Consider the following 20,832-nt stretch of genomic DNA (forward strand, 5'->3'; position numbering starts at 1 on the left):
GCTTTGTTAGATGGCTTATCGTTCTATCTATAGAGAAGTTCAAACCGCCACATCTCGTTGTGGAAAATCGATCCCTTGCAATTACGTTGAACATACTCGCTTTAGTAGTGAATGTGATTTCTGTTTAGGTCTGCATTATCTCTTTGTTGCCTTTGCCCCTGAACGTAGTTATTCAAAAGTTTACGAAATAAGAAAGTCTATCAATGTACTACTAAGCTTTCTAATTGAATATGAAAGAAAAATCCCTCAAACATTACACCTGACTTCCCTAGAACGGCTCACGGCAGAGGTTTTCAGGCAGTTTGATCTCTATTGCAAAAAAACAAAGGCTCCTAAAAATTGTGCGGGGCGCTTAAAAGGAGCTTTTGAGTCTGTTGCAAATAGCACTGATGATGGTATGCCGTTATTAGTTTTCCCCCTGCTTAAAGCACAGGAGAGTGATCCGTCTGAACCATTATCAAAAGATGGCTTTGATAACTTAAGTGATGCGCTGAGAACACATATTGATAAGCTTTCAGAAAAACTTGAATTCAGGAAGCGTGTAAGCGAGGCACAACCATATAGTATTGACGAGATTAATGTACTTATGGCGGAGGTGAGTGGTTCACCTCGCTCTTGGGAGCCTTCAGACGAACGAGCATTTAAAACGTTATTAGAACAAGGACACCCCTTGGCAGTGCCTATGGTTGAGTATATTGAGACTGCTCGTGACCATCCTAACTACGCTACTGACCCTCTGCATGCGATTTATCGGCGTTATGAAGATGCTCATCAAAAAATGAGGGATAAAAAAGCTGGGCGACCAGTATTTAGCTCAGACAACTTGTTTAATAAGTATTTCCCCAATTATGCAGATCAGGCAGCTATTGCCCTCTTCCTTATGACTCAAACAGGTTGGAATAAGGAAACAGTGCTTGCTATTGATACTGAAAACTATATAGATACTATGACAGGGGCGCTTAATACAGATTTGACGCTAATCTTCTCAGAGAAGCAAAAGTCTCAGAGCACCAATTTGCCATTTTTCAATCCCAAATCTTTTACATCGCCAACCAGCAAGACAGATAAGTACTCTTCTTATAATCTTATTGAGATTGCGAAAAAATTATCCAGTGCTTTTGAAGGGATAGAATATGACTCTGGAAAAGATATCGAACACAACCCTCTCTTTTCATGTATAAAACCCGTTAATAAGTGGAAAGGTAGCTGCAAAACAAATACATATGTAGGTCGTCATACTACGTTACTACAGAAAAAGGCTTGGATTGATGGTGTAAAGAATTTTTTGGAGCAATACGAGATCTATGACGATGGTAATAGAATCGTAAGTGCAAAAGATTTGACTCAACGCCTAAGACCTACATGGATAAGGCATGTTCGAGATAAGAAGAAAAAGCCACTAAGTCTAGTTGCTCTGGAGCAGGGGCATTCAAGCTTAGAAACAACAGATGTACACTACGATAGCTCAGGTGTAGCAATTAAGAAACGAAGAGAGCGATTAAGTAATGAACTAGAGCTGCTCGTAAAACGCTTGCGCGAGCGAAAATTCAAAGGTCTGCTGAATAACCAGCACAAAAATAACACTAATACGCTAAATCTACGATTTTTCACCATTCCAGGGCATGAACTACCTTTATGGGCTTGTGCTGATTCTTACAAACCAGATTGGCCTGAAAGCGAAACAATACCTATAGGACAAAAATGTAGTTCCATACATAAGTGCTTGTTTTGTAGTCAGGTATGCATTTTTGAAGACTCACTCCCTTATTTGATTCAACGAGAGATTCAGATTCAGGATGAATCTGATGAAAATGATGAGCTTGAGATTATTCGGTATATTTTAGATCAATGGGGGGATGAGAGAGCTTTGAAGAAGGCAGCTAGATATCAGCGGAGGCACCCTGGGTTGCTGCCTATTAATTTACAGTCTCTTTCGATACTTTTTGAGGATGACTAATGGCTAAGAAATGTTTTGATGAGAAGGACTCTTTAATCCGTAGTCTAGAAAGATACGAGGCAGATGCAAACGAAGCTGCAACTGAAACTCTGGACTCGCTAGAACGATTGTTTGATGCGGAAAGTGATATAGGGTTTCATGGTAGTTTAGTTGCTCGCCTTAATGAAGCACCCGATGGTTCCTTTTATATTACTGATAAGTCGAAATATTCTTCCAATTCTTGGGTGCTGCCTATTCAGCAGTCTAATATTGTTTTTAACAGCGACATAACAGGTGCAAATGCACTGTTTCGAGCTTTAGCATACTACTTAACACCTGACTTTAACCCTTTTGGACGCATAACTAGTTACAACTCTACGCGCACGTACACATCCTGTTTTCCCTATCTTGAAAAGTTCCTGTTTTTGCCCAATGCGCTGGGTTGTGAGGCTTCTGATCTTAATGTGATAACCCCACGCTTGTTAAATGAGGCTCTAGATAGAGCAAAAGAGCACTCAGCAAGGGCGTATAGTTTTACCTATTTTCTAATTTGTTTTTGGATTTCGATATCTGACCAAAAATTACTCCCCTCTGTTCATACATTATCTGTTTCATTAAAAAAAATACGAACCAAAGAACGCTATCAGGATATTCAGGCTGCAATTGCAAAAGAACGTGTGGGATGGAAACCTCTTTCCGAAGAAGAACTTGAGTTGTTAGTAGAGCACGCATTGTTCTGGTCAGAGAAAGCTCTACCAGAGATGTTAAGGATAGCATCTTACCTAGATGAAATTGGTGCTTCAACGCAAAAGCACAAAGCTTATATGCGTAGAACAAGAGATACAAAGCTTGAACAATTACTAGGTACAAAAATAGATGGTGTAGTAATTTGCGGATTCAATTACCGTGTCCGCGAGTTGGAACAACAGCAAGGTAGATATGTATACGAACATCATTCTTATAGTTGGAGAAGATCCTTCAAGCTTGCGGTGGATAAGATCTTAGAAAGTATAATTATCCTACTCTCGCTTATCACAGGAATGCGAAATCGTGAGATGGGGATCTTGAAGTTTGAAGATATTACCAAGTCTGAAGATGGAGAAAATTGGATTCTGAACATAACTCGCTTTAAGACAGGCAGCGATCCGAATTATTTTGGAGAGCATGATTATATCCCTCTTCCAGACTTTATTGGTGAAATAATTTCTGATTACAAAACATTGCGAGAGTTTGTTGAACAGTTCAGTGTAAAGCGGGAATTACTGTTAACCACTGTGCACGATTCGCGTGAAGAGAGTGAGAAGACCGATACCGCTAGAGGCATTCGCAGAACTTTATCAAGAATAGGGGAATCTCTTGGTATTGATGATTCGCTTCATCATCATCGCTTTAGAAAAACGATAGCAGAGATCTTGATTAAGAGGTCAGAACGAAATATTGATTTAATCAGGATGCTCTTTGGTCATAAAAGTTATCGTATGTCATTAAAGTATATTGCTCGTAACCCATATCTGATTGAGTCTGTAGTAGATGCTTTGAGTGAACATTACACGGAAGATTTTATTCACATTGTAAATTCAGTAAGAAAAGGCGGGTATTCTGGTGAGGCTGCTGGTCGTATTGCTGCTATGACTCAAGATGCCTATGAGTTTAAAGGAACATTAATTCGGATGTCTGTAAGGCGCTATATTGCCTACCTTTTAGAGGCAGGTGAGCCTATTTTTATCAAAAGGACAACTCTTGGCACATATTGTGTTAGCACCGACAAATATTCTGAATCACATAGACCACCTTGTATATCACATATAGGAAATGGAGAATCTGCTTCTCCTGATGTTTCAAACTGTCAACTGGATTGTAAGAATGCAGTGATACTTGAAGACGCTAAAGATGCGTTAGAGTCTAACATTCGCTTTTACGAACAGATGCTAAGTGAGGGGTTGTCAGAAAAAGCAAGGAAGTATTTTAAATTGCAGCTTCAGGCAAACCAAAAACACTTAAGTAAACTAAATACCACAGGTTGTGTCTCCCAAACTGAAGTTTCAGAGGCTAGTTCATGAGTTCAGAAGGCACTGAAAGGAAAATCATACAGTCAATAGCAGAGCATTACTTGGGTGATGGAATGCGGAAATTGACTATACAAGAGGTGTCGGAGAAGGCAGGAATCTCACGACAGTCATTCAATAGATTCTATAAACACCTAAAACCCTACGTGCTGGGGCAGAAGCCAATCGAAACCCTTATTGATAACGGTAGTGAATACCAGACATTGCTGGCTAAGAGTCAAGAGCGCATCAGGCAGTTGAGTTTAGAGGTGGAGAAACTGAGAACCGAATATACAGACTATACGAAAGAAGTTGAACTTCAGTATATAACGACACTGATGATTAACGACACGACACTGCATGAAACAAATGAAGTACGAACAACATTGGAAAAACAGGCTCTACACAATGAAAAACTTATCAATCAGGTTCAAAATCTAGAGCGTGAACTGACCCTTGAAAAAGTACGGTCATTATCTGAAAGTAATGAAAACGGTACGAGTAAAGTTGTTGAGTCAGAACTAATTCCAATTACGCCCAATCTAAAACCAGTGTTTGCTAATTATCTTCAAAATAAAGATTTGGATGTTTACGAAGATGAAAAAGATACAGCTATAGATAGAATTCTGAAAAAAATTAATAAGTTATCTGCTATTGGAAGTCCGCAAGTCACGTTGTTTATAGATCGTTATATGTGCAGCTTTCAAAAGTTCACTGAAAGCAGACAATACATTTCGGGAGATCCCGCAATAGTTGTACAACTTCCTTTATTTACGAGAACAGAACTAAACATTTTCAAGAGCAAAATACTTTCAAATGCAAGAGTTGGGGTCGTTTTTCCATTCTGTGACAGCGAATCCGTTTTGAAATCCCAAAGAGTCTTTCAGTTTAGAGATGTGCCCGACATTGAGTTCACTGCCGCAGACGAGATGACACCTCCTTTGATAAAGGACGGCTATGACTCTGTGGTTATGTTTAGAGTTCGCCAGGGTGACTAAATGATTTCTATTGACAAAAAGCTTATCAGCTACCAAAACTTAGAGTCTGGCAGAAACATGCAGCACCATGTTCTCATTGCGAATGTTTCAGATAAGCGCATCCTTTTAAGTCATGCAAATCTATTTCTTAGCGAAAACGCCAGATCTTCTGTTGAAACATCAAGCAGATATTCTAGTATTATTTCAAAGTTTTACCGATATCTTTCCACACAAATCAAGTACCGTGATTTGGATGTAGGTCAATATCACGTTGTTGCTGATAATCGCGATATTAAGCGTTGGCAAGTCGATAGGCAAATTGAGCGAACCAAGCGCCAAAGCATCAAACCGTCTTCTGAAACAATTTATGAAGAAGCAAAAACTTTGCTCGTATTTTTCAGTTGGATTAAAGAGTCGGGCTATGAAACCAATGTTTCAGTAATAAAGAAAACTTGGTGTCCAAACTTCAAAAGTGAACACATGCTTAATTATGTAACGCGCCAATCGTCCGTAAAGATCGATGGTAAAAACATAACTGTTTTAGATAAGGAAGGTCGGCAGAAAAAAGCAAAATCACTCATCACCAATTCAGAAATTAGGTTATTGATACAGTCTTATCGTGATCCTGTTTATGCGGCAATATTTAAGTTAGCTCTTGGAACGGCGATGCGTCCAATGGATCTCTGCAATTTCCCATACTTGGGAAATGGTAGAAACAAGCACATAATGCCCTTTTCTGAAATGAGGCAAGTCGAGAGTGCTACTGTTGATTATACTATTTCAGGCAGTAAAGGTAACAAATCAAGAACGATCAAAATCAACAAAGCTGATTTGAAGGCATTAGAAGAATACTATATTAAGCCTTATTATTTTTCCCGTGTTGCTAAGTATGAAAAGAAGTATGGGAAAGAATGCCCACCGTCTATTCTCTTCCTGACAGACAGAGGCACCCCTGTCACACCAGATCGAATTGCATCAAGAACCTTTGATGCAAAGGAGGCTATAAAAGTTAAAGATCCATCCTTTCGTGACTCGGTAAAATTCTATGATGCTCGACATTGGTGGCCTACGATGTTCTTGGTTAAGTTTTTTGGAGATCGCCTGCTTACTGAGTCAGCAGATGCTCTTTATATTGCTGCGGCTGAGGCTCTAACAAATCAAATGGGGCATGAAGACATCGGAACAACATATAAATATTATGTTGACCTAGCGCGTGTACTGATGATGTCGCACAAGGGATATGTGGCTGAAATTATTACTGAAGACAATGAAAGTGTAATGGAATTCATTGATCGCATGGATGGTATCTAGGAGGGATTAATGGCAAGCGGACAACAAAAAGCCCAAAAAAACCTCGAAGCATTCGAAGTTTGGAAAGCAACACAGACTGACGATGACTTTAAGCAGATTATTTTCAGGGGGCACCTTAATCGCAACGAAGTTGCAAAAGGGGTTGGTTGTGGTAAATCTGCTCTTAATCAAAACCCAGCGCTTAGAGAAGCTCTCAAGGCGTTAGAGGATGAGTTACGGAAGAGAAGTGTACTCCCCCCTCTGACAGAATCTGCCAATAAGAGCCTGGATAAGCCAAAGCCCTATGACAACACCGCCAATCGTAACCTTCTCGCTTCAAAAAGAGTATCAGAGCTAGAAGCTGAAAACCTTGAATTGAAGGCTAAAGTGAATGAGCTTGAATATAAACTTAAACGCTTTGGTGAGCTTTCCGAAACCATATCTGAGATGGGGTTGATGCCACGATGAATACTATTGCAATGCATGAAGACCAAATGCGTGTGACAAGCATCCCGTACTGTTCAAAGCGCATTGTGATATTCAGAGGTGTACCTCTGGCGAAAAACTCATACAAAATTAACAGCGGTAAGTATTACGTCACCATTAAAGTCAACCCTGATAGCATCCCTGTGCAGCCTGCTCTGGGGCAACACTGGTTAGTAAAAGGTACACGACAGGTTCAAGACTTGGAGGCTGGTGATAGCGTAGTTCAGCAACACACTTACGAATCACCAGAGCATGTTGAGTGTTCCTTACCTGAAACTGGAGAGCAACTAATACGTTTTATCGGTAGAGATACTGAGTTCAAAGGTATTGGTGAGAGTAAAGCCAGAGAGCTTTGGAATTTTTTAAACAAGTCAGGCAAGGATTTTCATGCAACCTTGAGGAAAGACACACCAGAATCCAGAAAGTTGCTTAAAGAGATCCTGAGTGAAACTTCTATTGATGCGCTCTTTAGAGGTTATGGCAAATACACGAACCTACCCATGTGCAACTGGATGAGCAAGAAAAAGATACCAGCAAGCATACAGCAGCGCCTTTTAAAGCATCACAACGAAAAGTCGATCAATGCCATTGCACATAACCCTTATGTACTTATTGGGTTTGGTATGTCATTTAAGGATATTGATGAGATAGCAACTGATCCTAATAACAACTTCAAACTCAGCTTAAACGATGCTAGGCGCTTGAGTGCAGCCCTTGAAATGGCTATCCGAAAGGAAGTCGAAAAAGGTCATACATACACCACGAATGCTAAGGTTCGCCCTTATCTATCAAAACTACTTAAAGATAAAGAAATGGTGGCAGACGCATTCAAGGCTGGACATGACAAAGCTCAATATATTCTTAATCCAGACACTGGCACTTATCACCCAACCGCTCAACTATTAATGGAAAATGTCGTTGCTAAACGACTAAAAACACTGAATGAACGTAATGACTTATATGATGAAAACGCTAATGCGGCATACTGTTCTGCTGTTGCAGAGCTTCCATATGAACTAAATAAGAAGCAAATCGAAGCCGTGACGACCTGCCTAGATAACTCGGTAAGCTGTATTACAGGTGGTGCAGGAACAGGTAAAACTACAGTGCTCAGAACCGCACTCAGGGCTTTCCACAAAATGGGGTATGATATACACGCTGTCGCCCTTAGTGGTAGGGCAGCAATGCGTTTGCACGAATCGATTGGTTTTGTCACAGCCACCATTGCCAAATTGCTTCGTGATGAACCGATTGAGCCAAGTGCTGACACGCCTAATCACCTGCTCGTCATTGACGAAGCTAGCATGATTGATTTACCGACTATGTATCGTCTTGTCAATCACATGCATCCATCTGTGCGATTGATTTTTGCAGGCGACCCTGATCAGCTACCGCCGATAGGATGTGGTAAGGTGCTTGCGGATATCGTTGAGACAAAAACGATAGCCAATACCATGCTTGATATCGTCAAAAGGCAGGAGGGTTCAACTGGCATTCCTGAATATTCAAAGCTCATCAATCAAGGTGTTATGCCTGAACAACTGAGCACAGGTGCAATACATTTCCATCCAACAAGCAAGGATAAAATTGCTCAAACCTGCTGTGAGCTTTACCAGCAATCTCCTGAAAGTAGTCGTGTGATGGCTCCAACAAAGGCACTCGTTGCGGATATCAATAAGCTCACCCAAAATGCCATAAACCCAAACAGTGACAGTCTTGAGTTCGAGATTAATGGTGATAAATTCTTTTTACCGCTCAGCTTAAATGACGCGATTCTGTTTACTCAAAATCATTACGATAAGGGTATTCAGAACGGTTCTCTAGGTACACTAACAAGCGTAAAATCTACTGACGACAGTTATGGGGAGGTCACTCTTGACACTGGCGAAAAGGTCGAAGTGACACAATCAGTTTTGGACTGTATGGAGCTTGGCTACGCAATCACTCTTCATAAAGCCCAAGGTTCACAGTTTCCTCGCATTATCATCGCATTACAGAAGGGAAGAATTGTGGATAGAGCTTGGCTTTATACGGCAATAACCAGGGCTGAAAGTGAGATCCATATTGTCGGAAGTCATGCTGATATGAAGCAGATAACAGAAGCGCCTAGTCACTCTCACGAGCGAAATAGCTACCTGAAAGAGCTATTAAGTGCAGGATCTGCAATACCTAGATTACCCTGAGAAGCATTAATATCCCGATCCTTTTTCACACTACTACACTCAAATAGCCTCACATGTATAATGATTAACAAATAGTGACTAATTGAAAGGTGTTTTATGGCTGTAAACATTGAAGAACTTATAGACAAAATAAGAGCTGGAAAATACTCCTATCAACAACTGAACAATATACGAAAAAACGCTGAATCCAAAGGGTTTGCAGAGGTTATGTCTGTCTGTGATGAAATGTTAGCTCAAAGCACTAAAGCAAAACCAACAGGAAAACGAGCTTCTAAAAAAGATAGCGTAGCTAGCTCAAGGAAAGGGTTCGTGATCATGCAGTCTGCGTATGATGACGATTCAAATCTCATAAACCCCGAATTGATTAAAGTAGCTGAAGAGTTGTCTACCATTCCAAATGTAACTGACATTTCGATTCGGAAAACACAAGTAGTACTTTATTACAAAGGACGGCATTTTACGTCTGGGCAACGGCCTAAAAAAGATGTTTTTTGGGTATCCTGCTTGGATGAAACAAAAATTACAGATACCACTGTGAAGGGGTGGGCGCAACTGGGCGAAATTTATAGAGCCAAGTATTTCAACACTCACTATGTTGGTGTTAATGTTGATGAGTTAAGCAAGCTACACTCTGTTTTGAGCTGTATTGGATTCACCTGACAGGCTATTTTTGACAGGTATGTCCGCAGCCCGATCCAGCAAATTAAAGAGGTTTCATACAATCGAACTCAAATTTTTAATTTAAGCACTCGGTCGGGCGGTATCTATCCCTAAACCAATGTAGATACTCGAATGCAACATCATTAGAAAGATCGTGGTCACTGTAATAAAGGTCGGCAATATGCCCCTTAAACAGTTGATACTTCACAGCCCAGTTATCTTTCATCGAAGCTTCCCAACAAAAACCAAGCCAAAGAGCAGATCCAATTTTATCATTCTTATCAAGATCGCTATGGTCTGAAAAAGATGCTATGGCTTGATATTTAATACCATTTTCCATAGAAGAGACAGAAAGCAAACAAGTAGAATCACTTGATGTTTTTTCAGAACAAATTTCCCACCAAGCCTTGATAGACAAAGCACTAGCATTAAATGACAAAACAATCATAAACAATACGATAAAAACTTTTTTCATCAACACATGCTCACTTATTCCAGATCCAAATCTTCTTTCTCTCATAGTAATCATAACTTTCTGATCTTGATACTGAAGGATTTGGGGGCGATTTCATTAAAAATGTGACCAAAGGCAAAGTACCTAAGATAAAAATATTAACAAGGAAGATATCTACGAACTGTTTGAAAGCTTTAGGGTGTTGAGATTTTTTCTTTAACAGTGGGTAGGCTAAGCAAAAACTCACTATGATGTACAGGAAATACACAAGATAATAAATTAAGTCTTCCATTTAGCTCCTCCTGAACTAACTCACTACACTTTAGCACTAAATATTGACAGATATTGTGTTTATTACGTTATATCAGCAACTAAACATTAAAAATAGTCCTTCTATGGTCAGAGAAGTAGCTAACTGTGACTTGGGACTTACGTCATCACTTTACCTTGAGACTATGTTGTTAGTCTTTGACCATTTTAGGCTTTTAATGAGCAAGTCTTTTCTGAGTTTCCAGTAGGGGATCTAAACATTTGTCCAAATGCCAACGGGATGGTCAAGAAAAATCATAAACGCCTAGCGAGTAGCGAGCTGTGCGAGCGTCAGGAGTGGCTTTATTATTTTACTTTACCATCATTCTCTTAAATACCCTTTTGGCAGGGTGATGGTTTCACGCAGTGAGGCCATCACCTTGCTAAGACAAAGGGGAAGGGTTCAACAAGGTTTACGTTTTCTTTTTTCAAAGCTTTATGAGGGTAGCCTAACATGTGATAATCTGTTTACATTACAGCTTAATTTAGAGCTTTGTGGGGTAAGTTTACATTTCACACTAGAAATCCCACTTGAATTTGTCGCTCTATGCATGAAAGGTAGAAGAATGGTAGTTATCGGGGCTATTTCTTACATCACTCACTCACTCACTCTGTGGTTTACATGGTTTTTTTCCCAAAAATATGGTGCAGGAAAAAGCACCGCAATTGCAGCGATTGAGTCCGTTTTAAACCAGCATGGAATAGAAAATATCAGCAAAACCCGTGAGCCGGGTGGTACACCGCTTGCTGAAAAAATGCGTTCACTGATTAAAGAAGAGCACGAAGGTGAAGAGCTAAAAGACATTAGCGAACTGCTTCTGCTTTATGCAGCAAGAGCGCAACTGGTTGAGAATGTGATTAAACCTGCTCTGGAAAAAGGAAACTGGGTTATCGGTGATCGCCACGATATGTCTTCTCAGGCCTATCAGGGGGGCGGACGCCAGCTTGATAAAACGGTAATGGGAACGCTAAAGGATGTCACTTTAGCTGGTTTTAAACCGGACCTGACCCTTTATCTGGATATCGACCCGAAACTTGGTCTGGAACGTGCCAGAGGGCGCGGAGAGCTGGACAGAATCGAGAAGATGGATATCAGCTTCTTCGAGCGTACCAGAGAAAGATACCTTGAACTTGCCAGCAGCGATGAAACGGTTATCACAGTGAATGCAGGCCAGACGATAGAAGCGGTCACCGCTGATATTGTGGTGGCGCTGGAAAACTGGCTGAAGAGCTAAAGAGCCCGAAATGTCCGATGTTTATCCATGGCTGAAGCCGGTCTGGCAAAAATGGCAGCAGCTATCAGAATCCTCAAAAATACCCGGAGCTTTGCTCTGCTCAGCAGCAGAGGGGACAGGGGTGTCTCAGATAGTCAGCCTGCTGAGCCGGACGTTAGTATGTACTCACTCAAATGATGAGCCCTGCGGATTCTGTCACTCCTGCTCTTTGAGTGAAACAGAGAACCACCCGGATATCCACTGGATTAAGCCTGAAAGTCAGGGCAAGAATATTACCGTTGATCAGATTCGTGAGTGTAACCGTAAGGCGCTGGAGTCTTCTCAGTTAGGTGGCTACAGAGTCATTGTCATTTCACCTGCCGAGGCGATGAATGAATCTGCATCTAACGCCTTGCTGAAAACACTGGAGTCTCCACCGGAGCACTGTGTCTTCCTGCTTGTTTCCCATAACAGGGCTAAGCTGCTGCCAACGATTATCAGCCGTTGTCAGCTCTGGGATATTGCTGAGCCGGATATAAACGTCACCTACCAATGGTTGCAGCAAAACAGTAAAGCTGCCGTTTCCTACAATGGAATCCGGTTAAACCGTGGCGCACCGCTTAAGTCACTGGCTTTCTTCGACAACGGGGAATATGAAGTCTTTATTGAACTGGAAAATCGGTTTGCCGCCGAAATTGGCAACCCTTTCCCGGATACCGGGAAGTTATTTAAACTTATCAAAGATAACCCCTTAACCGGGATGTTCTGGCTGTCGGTGCTGCTAAGTGATGTTCAGAAGGTGCACTTTGGCTTAAATGAGCAGGGTATGTGCCTGAAAAGCCAGGATATTGCCAATGTGATGTCCTATCAGGCAGCTTATGATGCCCTGATTAAACTGAATAAAATAAGAGAGCAGTTAGCCACTTACAGCGGATTAAACGCTGAGCTGCTGTTTACTAACTGGATACTAGAGATATGTTTATAGATTCCCACTGTCATCTGGACAAACTGAACTACGACGAGCTACACGCAAATGTTGCTGAGGTGGTAAAGAAGGCCGGTGATGCAAAGGTAACAGAACTTCTTTCTGTTGGTGTGACTCTGGATGCTTTCCCGGAAATGATTCAGATGATCTCTGAGTTTGACAATGTGCACGCCTCATGCGGTGTTCACCCTCTGGATGTGGAAAGCCCGTTTGCTCTGGATGAGCTGCACCATTTTGCCAGTCATCCAAAAGTGGTTGCCATTGGTGAAACGGGCCTGGATTATCACTACAAACCAGAAACCAAAGAGCTGCAGAAGCTGAGATTTCAGCAGCAGGTTGAACTGGCGATTGACGTTCAAAAGCCACTGATTATCCATACCCGCGATGCCAGGGAAGATACGCTGGCAATCCTGAAAAACGGCGGCGCTGAAAAGTGCGGTGGTGTGATTCACTGTTTTACCGAGGATATGGACTTTGCAAAGAAGGCCATGGATCTTGGTTTCTATATTTCCGTGTCCGGTATTGTCACCTTTAGGCAGGCGGGCGCCCTGAAAGCTGTAGTAAAAGAGCTTCCACTGGACAGGCTGCTTATTGAAACCGACTCGCCATATCTGGCTCCGGTTCCTCACCGCGGCAAAGAAAATCAGCCGGCATATGTGGTGGAAGTGGCTCAGTATATTGCCCAGTTAAAGGGAATATCGCTAACGGAAGTGGCTGAAAAAACGACGGAAAACTTCCGGAATTTGTTTTTACCCCAATAATCCAGCTTAGTTCAGTAGTCATTCCTGCGAAGGCAGGAATCTGCTCACAGCGCGTTGTATGGTTGTCGGCTTGTTTCTCTCTACAGCGCGCAGACAACAGATCCCCGCCTTCGCGGGGATGACATCATTTTAGTTTATAAGCACCCAAAGAGAGTATCTGCTCTCTTTTTTAACGCCTATTTTCTGGCATTTCCCCCATTGTGAACTACATTCACCCCTGTAAGTACTTATAAAATAAACTTTCAGGAGCGTATACAATGGCTAACAATTTGTTTGCGAACCTGCAGAAAGTCGGTAAAGCACTGATGCTTCCGGTATCAGTACTGCCCGTTGCAGGTATTTTGCTTGGTGTCGGTGCCGCTAACTTTAGCTGGTTGCCGGATGTGGTTTCTAACATAATGGCGCAGGCCGGTGGCTCGGTATTTGGGCAGATGCCCTTATTGTTTGCCGTAGGCGTTGCCCTTGGTTTTACTCATAATGATGGTGTGGCCGGACTGGCGGCTATCGTCGGCTACGGCATTATGGCAGCGACCCTCGGGGTAATGGCCGGGGTTATGGGGGTTGATAAAATTGATACCGGTGTGCTTGGCGGGATCTTCTCCGGTGCAATAGCTGCCTGGGCCTTCAACCGTTTCTTCCGTATAGAACTTCCAGACTATCTGGGTTTCTTTGCCGGTAAACGTTTTGTTCCCATTATGACCGGTTTCTGTGCCATTGGTCTTGGTCTGATCCTTTCTGTTGTCTGGCCTCCGATTGGTTCAGGTATTGAAACTTTCTCACACTGGGCTGCGAATCAGAATCCGCAGGTGGCATTTGGTATTTACGGTATTGTGGAACGCGCGCTGATCCCATTTGGTCTGCACCATATCTGGAACGTGCCATTCTTCTTTGAAGCGGGTAGCTGCGTTAATGCAGCCGGTGAGCCTCAGACCGGTATTCTGACCTGTTATCTGGTTGCTGATGAAGCCTCCCGCGCTGCCGGTAATGGTTTCGGACAACTGGCAGGTGCCTATATGTTTAAGATGTATGGTCTTCCAGCTGCTGCTATTGCAATAGCCCATTCTGCTAAACCAGAGAACAGGGCTAAGATCATGGGTATTATGCTTTCAGCAGCCCTGACTTCATTCCTGACCGGGATTACTGAACCTATCGAGTTCTCCTTCCTGTTTGTGGCCCCGGTTCTTTATGCTATCCATGCTCTGTTGGCAGGTTCCGCGTTTATTCTTACCAACTCACTGGGTATGGTTCACGGCACCTCGTTCTCACATGGTCTGATCGACTTTATCGTTCTGTCCGGTAACTCCCAGAAAATGATCATGTTTGTCGTATGTGGCCTGGTTTACGGTGCTATTTACTACGCGATTTTCCGTGCGGTTATCAAAGCGATGGACCTGAAAACGCCGGGTCGAGAAGAAGACAGTGAAGAGGATATGGAAATGGCTTCCGGCTCAGAAATGGCCGGTCATCTGGTCGCCGCATTTGGTGGTAAAGAAAATATTACCGGTTTAGATGCCTGTATTACCAGATTGCGTGTTGCTGTGGTTGATACAGAAGCAGTCGATCAGGATCAACTGAAGCGTCTGGGCGCGGCTGGTGTCGTTGTGGTTGCCGGTGGTGTTCAGGCTATCTTTGGTACTAAATCTGATAATCTGAAAACCGATATGGATGAATGGATTAAAAGCCACTAATTAAAAAACAAAAACGCCGGCAAATGCCGGCGTTTTCTCAGTATTCAGCAGATTACTGCTGGCTATCCATTGCACGCTTAATGCAGATAGCAGCGCCGCCCCAGGTAACACCCAGACCGATAATCATCATGATAATTGCACCAAAAGTCATATTATGCCTCCACCTTCTCTTGTGGTTTGCTCATTACGTTAACCACAATACCAATACCCAGCAGGATGCCCATTAGTGCCCATCCCAGTCTCATGTCATAGCCACCGTAGCCTTCTTGCAGCAGGTGGATAAGTTTCTGACCAACGATGATTGCAAGCATAATTGGCGTGATAAAGCGCAGACATACTTCAAACCATCCAGCGATAGAGAAATCAGAATATTTGTTCACGTATTCACGTACGTCAGCCAGTTTAACAAACCATGCCATAAGTACGATTTCTACCAGACAGCTGCCCAGGATACCTACGTTGTTCACGAAGTGGTCAACCAGGTCAAGCAGCAGAAGGCCACCATCGGTTGCAAATGCCATTGAGATAACAAAACCAGTACCACATACGATAGTTGCCGCTTTCTTACGAGACCAGTTCATCTTGTCAATGATACTTGATACAACCGCTTCGATGATAGAAATCTGAGAACTCAGACCTGCAACTACAAGCGCAAGGAAGAATAGCGGGCCAAGAATGTATGGAGCAGGAAGCAGGTTGATTGCTGCCGGCAGCGTTACGAACGCAAGACCAACACCAGCACTTACTACTTCTGTCAGAGGCTTACCTTGTTCTGCAGCCATATAGCCAAGAACAGAGAAGATCATCACACCAGCCATGATTGAGAAACCACAGTTGATTAGCACCGTCATAAATGCGTTGTTGTTGATATCTGACTTCTCTGGCAGGTAGCTGGAGTAAGCCAGCATGATCGCAAAGCCGATACTTAGGGTAAAGAAGATCTGACCGTAAGCCGCTGCCCATACATTGAAGTCAAAGATTTTGCTGAAATCAGGCTGGAACAGGTAGTTAACACCGTCGATAGCGCCCGGAAGCATAATCATACGCACGATCAGGCCAAGTACCATCAGGAACAGCACAGGCATCATGATTTTTGCTGCACGTTCGATACCGGCTTTTACACCACCAGCGATAGCAGCGAAAGTGATACCCCAGGCGATGGTCATTGCACCGGCAATTTTCCATTGCATGCCACCCAGATTAGTTGGCGAGTTGTCACCAAGACCAAGGTATTCGCCAAAGAAGAATGCGTTAGTATCAGTACCCCATTCCTGAGTGAAAGCCATACCGAAGTATGAAATCGCCCAGCCAATAACGGCAACGTAGTAAACAGCGATTGTTGCTGCAACACCAATCTGGAACCAGCCCAGCCACTCGTACTTAGCATTAATACGGCTAAGAGTGATAGGTGCAGAGCCACGGTTTCTCTGACCCATAGAGAATTCCAGGATCATAAATGGAATACCGGCTGTCAGCATGGCAAATAGATAAGGGATAAGGAATGCGCCACCGCCATTCTCATATGCCATGTACGGGAAACGCCAGATGTTACCCAGACCGATAGCAGATCCAACTGCTGCAAGAATAAATCCTGCGCGGGATCCCCATTGTTCTCGCTTCATAGTTACTCCTTACGGCTAATCTCTGAGATATGAAGCTTTTTACCAGGACTTTGAAAGGGTTATGTGATCAGCAAAATATTACCTTTCAGCAAGGGAATATCCCGGACTGAATTCTGCGATAATCATAAAAAATTAGGTTTTAGTTCTAAAGTCTAAGGTAAAACTCAGAGTATTGTTCTGTGTTATGCAATGTGTGTTTGCGAAAACTGAAACATTCAGCTACGCGTGGAAAAGAAGGTTACAGATTAAAGTGAGGTAACGCAATAGAAAATGTTTATTAAATAATCGGTGTTGGCAAGTGCAAAGAGTGTGAAATGCATCGAAATATAGCCGATCATATTTGCTGCGCGGATGGCTGTTGGTTTAATTATCTGCTTGTTTCTGTTTTGGTAGTATTAAAGCCTGTTGAATATGTCAGCGAGACTGTCTGAAAAAGATGCAAAAGACACAATATTATTACGGAAAATGTACATTCCCGACTTTTTATAAGGGTATTTTCAGGCAGGATAATCTGCTACAAACGGATAACGACGCCTATATTGGATTGTACCTGGCCCAGCCAGTCTCCTTCATAGCGGATATAGCAGGTACTGCTGCCGCTGACCTGGCAAAGTGTATAGCTTTTGTTGTTTATAAAGGTTCCCATCCAGCGAAACTGCCCCTGCAGTGAGACTCTGTCGGTAAGCTGGTATTCAAGGCCGGTATAAATAGAGGAGGAGAAGCGATAGTCAATTCCGCTCCACTGTGGATCTAACTGGGTAGCGCCAATACTTAACCCGAGAAACGGGGAGAGCTCAGGAGTTGCTGTATAGTAGATGGCGCTCTGGAAGTGCAGATTCCTGAGGGTCAGATCGTTATTGTACTCTTCTATATGAGAGTTTTGCTGTGAGTAAAACAGGCCAATTCTTCCCTGTTCCGACTGGGTAACTTTTGGCAGATCGGCTGCAATACTGAATGCGTAGTTAGCACCTGGCTCGATATCAAATGTCTGATCTTCGCTATTTGCCACTTCACCACCAAAGGTATAGCCAAGTATGGGAGTGAAGTGAACGGCCGCGTAACTGTGCGAAACGGTCATCATCAGAGCAAGAAGGGTCGAAATTATTCTCATAGTTTTTCACAAAGCCTTTCCAGAACACCTACAATTATTGTGACTATAACAACATATTTGCCCAGGTCTTTTCGTTAATAATTGAGTGGATTTCTCACTTCTGTTATTAAGTTGTTAACAAAGGAGGTGTTTATGGATCAAGACTTTTCAATTGCAATTAAAATTGTGGTAGTGACTTTCGGCCTGATTATCGCCATGGGTGTTATCGCTATCGCGTATTAAATCAACTATACTCCGGCGGTTATTTTGCCGGAGTTCATCAGTAAGGTAGGGGATTTATGTCCAATAAGGGCGTAATTTGCGGCTCCCAGGCCTTGTTGGATGTTTCCAGATATGCAAAGTATCTGGAAGGCCGTACGGCACTGGTAGCTCAGGGTGGCGGACAGAGAGGCATTTTTACTTCCGGAGTGATTGATTCCTTTATTCTGTCTAATTTTGACCCATTTGATGCTTTTTATGGTACTTCAGCGGGTGCCATGAATCTTTGCGCCTTTTTATGCCGCCAGTCAGGGCTTGGCCGCTCCTTTATTCTTGACCTCACCACAGACGATAAGTTTTTTCATCTTTATAGCTATATACGAAGAAAGCAGACTCTGAATATGGAGTGGGCTCTGGACCGGATATGCGACTACCCTTATAAGCTGGATCTGGATTTAGGCCGTCGTGCTTTACGCGGCAGAGACGCCTTTGCTGCGGTAACGCACGCCGGTGAACTCAGAGATCATTATTTGCCGATCATTGACCACAATTGGTATGACATAATGCGCGCCACCTGCGCCATTCCGGGGCTTTACGGCAAGGAAGTAGAGGTGGGGTCTGAGCGGTATGTTGATGGAGGCGTATCAGCCGCTATCCCGGTTCAGGAAGCCTGGCGTCAGGAAGCCAGAAATATTGTGGTGATACGTACGGAGTCTCTGTGCGAAGAAGAAAAGGCTATCTCTGAGTCCGGTGTAGATTACCAGTTTCTAAGAGAGCCCGTTGCTTTGTTGCAGCTGCACTGGCAGGAGAAGCTACAGGAGTGGAAAAGGGACTGGAGTGAGTTCTGGCAGGAGCAGTTAGACAAGTCAAAAGAGAAGAAGATACATAAGGTGCATCTGAATATGTTAAATGGCGGAAGGTGGCTGTTTGGCGGTGAGGATGTTTTCCGCCTGAGTCATCTGTTTGGCGATAAGTTTGATTCAGGTATCGCTGATTTGGTAATGGTTCATTACCAGACTTATTCACTGACCCAGGAGTTTTTGCATAACCCGCCGGATGACTGTTTTATCGTACAGATTTCACCGCAGGAGCCGCTGAGGTCATCAGCACTGCTGAGCAACAAAGAGGATCTGCTCTTTGATTATGAGCAGGGGCTGACCGCCGGTTATAAGTTTATTGAGACTTATGTTGAGAGCCGAAAGCAGCTTTGGCTGGAGAAATAGCTGCCTTTGGTTGACGCTGTCCGGGTAACAGGCAGGTATCGAACACAGACACGCATAGATACTTCCATGTAGCTCTGCTTTGCCATCCATGGCAAAGAAGGTCTGCTTATCGATACCTGCCTGCTACCCTAGTTAGTGCGAATTACTAATCCACTTTCAAAATCCGCATACAGTTAGTACTTCCCACACTATCCATCACATCCCCCTGAGTAATAATGACCTGATCTCCGGGATCAAGCAGGCCACGTTTTTTCAGGGTTTGAATCGCTGAAAGCGCAGAGGTTAAACCTGCATCAGCGATACTGTCGAAGTAAACCGGAGTTACGCCTCGGTAAAGTGCTGCACGGTTTAGGGTGCCTTCATTTCTAGACAGAGCAAAAATAGGCAGACCTGAGCTGAGTCTTGACATCATCAGAGGTGTCCGTCCTGATTCTGTCAGGGTAATCATCGCCTTAACCCCTTCCATATGGTTTGCTGCATACATGGTGGACATAGCGATGGTTTCTTCTGAAGAAGCAAACTTGCGGTTCATGCGGTGACTGGACTTGTTGGCCGAGGCCATTTTTTCAGCGCCCATACAAACTTCGGCCATGGATTTCACTGTCTCAAGCGGGTAAGCGCCGACGGCGGTTTCCCCTGACAGCATTACCGCATCTGTGCCATCCAGAACGGCGTTTGCAACGTCCATCACTTCAGCACGGGTTGGCATTGGGCTGGTTATCATGGACTCCATCATTTGAGTCGCTGTGATTACAGTTCTGTTCAGGCTTCTGGTTCGCAGGATAAGCTGTTTTTGCACCCCGACAAGCTCAGGGTCACCGATTTCTACCCCCAGATCGCCTCGGGCAACCATAACGGCATCAGAAGCTAAAATAATATCATCGATGCTTTCCGGGTCTGCGACGGTTTCTGCTCTTTCAACCTTGGCAACCAGTTTGGCCTCAAGACCTTCGTCCCGGGCAAGACGGCGGGCGTAATTCATATCGTCGCCATTTCTCGGGAAAGAGACCGCAAGGTAGTCCACCTTCATCTCGGCAGCGGTTTTGATATCCTGTTTATCTTTTTCTGTTAATGCATCAGCAGACAGGCCTCCGCCTTTCTTGTTGATGCCTTTGTTGTTGGAAAGCGGGCCGCCGACCAGAACTTCCGTGTAAACTTTAGTTTTATCAACGGACATGACTTTTAGTTGAACCCGTCCGTCATCAAGTAGCAGAATATCGCCGTTGGCCACATCCTGAGGAAGTTCTTTATAGTCCAGTCCAACGGCATCGATATCGCCTTCTCCTGCACCAAGTTCACTGTCTAAGATAAATTTATCGCCGACATTAAGTTGAATTTTTCCGTCCTTGAAGGTAGAAACGCGGATTTTTGGACCCTGAAGGTCGCCCAGAATAGCGACGTGTTTGTTGAGCTTTGCTGCAATCTCTCTGACTTGTTTGGTTCGTTTGATATGGCCTTCTGCACTTCCGTGGGAGAAGTTCATCCTCACTACATTTACACCAGCTGCTATGATCTCTTCAAGGACGTTATCTTTATCCGTTGCCGGACCAAGCGTGGTAACAATTTTTGTTCTTCTGAGTTTTTTACCCATGGGGCTACTCCATGTAGTTTATAGTCATTTTTGAGTATATGTGATTGCGCAAAAATTGTTGATCCTGCATTAAAAAATCTGAGGGGTAGGCAGCTGGAA

Annotated in this window: 17 protein-coding genes; 12 read left to right on the plus strand and 5 right to left on the minus strand. The window is 43.4% G+C overall.

Features of this window, described 5'->3' with window-relative positions; genetic code table 11:
- Positions 1-10 precede the first annotated feature (10 nt).
- From L3Q72_RS04575 to L3Q72_RS04605, 7 genes are all read left to right on the plus strand, one after another.
- The gene (locus L3Q72_RS04575; protein ID WP_275131490.1) at positions 11-1,957 is read left to right on the plus strand and encodes a hypothetical protein; all 1,947 of its coding nucleotides are present in this window, start codon (positions 11-13) and stop codon (positions 1,955-1,957) included.
- A complete protein-coding gene (locus L3Q72_RS04580) occupies positions 1,957-3,996 on the plus strand; it encodes a tyrosine-type recombinase/integrase (RefSeq protein ID WP_275131491.1) in 2,040 nt (679 codons plus the stop codon). Before L3Q72_RS04575 ends, L3Q72_RS04580 begins: the two co-directional genes overlap by 1 nt.
- Positions 3,993-4,979: a TetR/AcrR family transcriptional regulator gene (locus tag L3Q72_RS04585; protein ID WP_275131492.1), complete on the plus strand. Its 987-nt coding sequence runs from the start codon at positions 3,993-3,995 to the stop codon at positions 4,977-4,979. The genes L3Q72_RS04580 and L3Q72_RS04585 overlap by 4 nt, the downstream gene beginning before the upstream one ends.
- Entirely contained in the window at positions 4,980-6,269 is a 1,290-nt protein-coding gene (locus L3Q72_RS04590) for a site-specific integrase (RefSeq protein ID WP_275131493.1), read from the plus strand.
- A 9-nt stretch (positions 6,270-6,278) separates the two neighbouring features.
- A complete protein-coding gene (locus L3Q72_RS04595) occupies positions 6,279-6,716 on the plus strand; it encodes a VPA1267 family protein (RefSeq protein WP_275131494.1) in 438 nt (145 codons plus the stop codon).
- A complete protein-coding gene (locus tag L3Q72_RS04600; RefSeq protein WP_275131495.1) occupies positions 6,713-8,917 on the plus strand; it encodes an AAA family ATPase in 2,205 nt (734 codons plus the stop codon). Before L3Q72_RS04595 ends, L3Q72_RS04600 begins: the two co-directional genes overlap by 4 nt.
- 96 nt (positions 8,918-9,013) lie before the next feature.
- Positions 9,014-9,577 (plus strand): hypothetical protein, encoded by a 564-nt coding sequence (locus L3Q72_RS04605; RefSeq protein ID WP_275131496.1) that lies wholly within the window; start codon positions 9,014-9,016, stop codon positions 9,575-9,577.
- 76 nt (positions 9,578-9,653) lie between these two features.
- On the opposite strand, the gene L3Q72_RS04610 is transcribed toward L3Q72_RS04605, so the two are convergent.
- Positions 9,654-10,106: a hypothetical protein gene (locus L3Q72_RS04610; RefSeq protein WP_275131497.1), complete on the minus strand. Its 453-nt coding sequence runs from the start codon at positions 10,104-10,106 to the stop codon at positions 9,654-9,656.
- Positions 10,107-10,906: 800 nt separating this feature from the next.
- Here L3Q72_RS04610 and tmk point away from each other — a divergent pair.
- From tmk to ptsG, 4 genes are all read left to right on the plus strand, one after another.
- Positions 10,907-11,575, plus strand: coding sequence for a dTMP kinase (gene tmk / locus L3Q72_RS04615; protein ID WP_275131498.1), 669 nt, complete (start codon positions 10,907-10,909; stop codon positions 11,573-11,575).
- A gap of 10 nt (positions 11,576-11,585) precedes the next feature.
- Entirely contained in the window at positions 11,586-12,539 is a 954-nt protein-coding gene (gene holB, locus L3Q72_RS04620; protein WP_275131499.1) for a DNA polymerase III subunit delta', read from the plus strand.
- Entirely contained in the window at positions 12,530-13,300 is a 771-nt protein-coding gene (locus L3Q72_RS04625) for a YchF/TatD family DNA exonuclease (protein WP_275131500.1), read from the plus strand. Before holB ends, L3Q72_RS04625 begins: the two co-directional genes overlap by 10 nt.
- Positions 13,301-13,557: 257 nt before the next feature.
- Positions 13,558-14,988 carry a PTS glucose transporter subunit IIBC gene (gene ptsG / locus L3Q72_RS04630; protein ID WP_275131501.1) on the plus strand — a complete coding sequence of 477 codons (1,431 nt, stop codon included), beginning with the start codon at positions 13,558-13,560 and terminating at the stop codon, positions 14,986-14,988.
- A gap of 52 nt (positions 14,989-15,040) precedes the next feature.
- Here the strand turns inward: ptsG and L3Q72_RS04635 are convergent, their stop codons facing one another.
- From L3Q72_RS04635 to L3Q72_RS04645, 3 genes are all read right to left on the minus strand, one after another.
- Positions 15,041-15,139: a MetS family NSS transporter small subunit gene (locus L3Q72_RS04635; RefSeq protein ID WP_275131502.1), complete on the minus strand. Its 99-nt coding sequence runs from the start codon at positions 15,137-15,139 to the stop codon at positions 15,041-15,043.
- A 1-nt stretch (position 15,140) separates the two neighbouring features.
- Complete coding sequence (locus L3Q72_RS04640; protein WP_275131503.1) at positions 15,141-16,610, minus strand: sodium-dependent transporter; 1,470 nt, start codon at positions 16,608-16,610, stop codon at positions 15,141-15,143.
- Between the two features lie 514 nt (positions 16,611-17,124).
- Positions 17,125-17,721 (minus strand): porin family protein, encoded by a 597-nt coding sequence (locus L3Q72_RS04645; protein ID WP_275131504.1) that lies wholly within the window; start codon positions 17,719-17,721, stop codon positions 17,125-17,127.
- Positions 17,722-17,999: 278 nt separating this feature from the next.
- On the opposite strand from L3Q72_RS04645, the gene L3Q72_RS04650 reads away from it, so the two are divergent.
- Positions 18,000-19,142, plus strand: a complete 1,143-nt coding sequence (locus L3Q72_RS04650; protein ID WP_275131505.1) for a patatin-like phospholipase family protein — start codon at positions 18,000-18,002, stop codon at positions 19,140-19,142.
- A 145-nt stretch (positions 19,143-19,287) separates the two neighbouring features.
- Here L3Q72_RS04650 and pyk read toward each other — a convergent pair whose 3' ends face one another.
- Positions 19,288-20,733: a pyruvate kinase gene (gene pyk, locus L3Q72_RS04655; protein WP_275131506.1), complete on the minus strand. Its 1,446-nt coding sequence runs from the start codon at positions 20,731-20,733 to the stop codon at positions 19,288-19,290.
- Positions 20,734-20,832 lie beyond the last annotated feature (99 nt).

Origin of the sequence: Vibrio sp. JC009 (assembly GCF_029016485.1) — a bacterium.
In the GTDB taxonomy this organism is placed as follows: domain Bacteria; phylum Pseudomonadota; class Gammaproteobacteria; order Enterobacterales; family Vibrionaceae; genus Vibrio.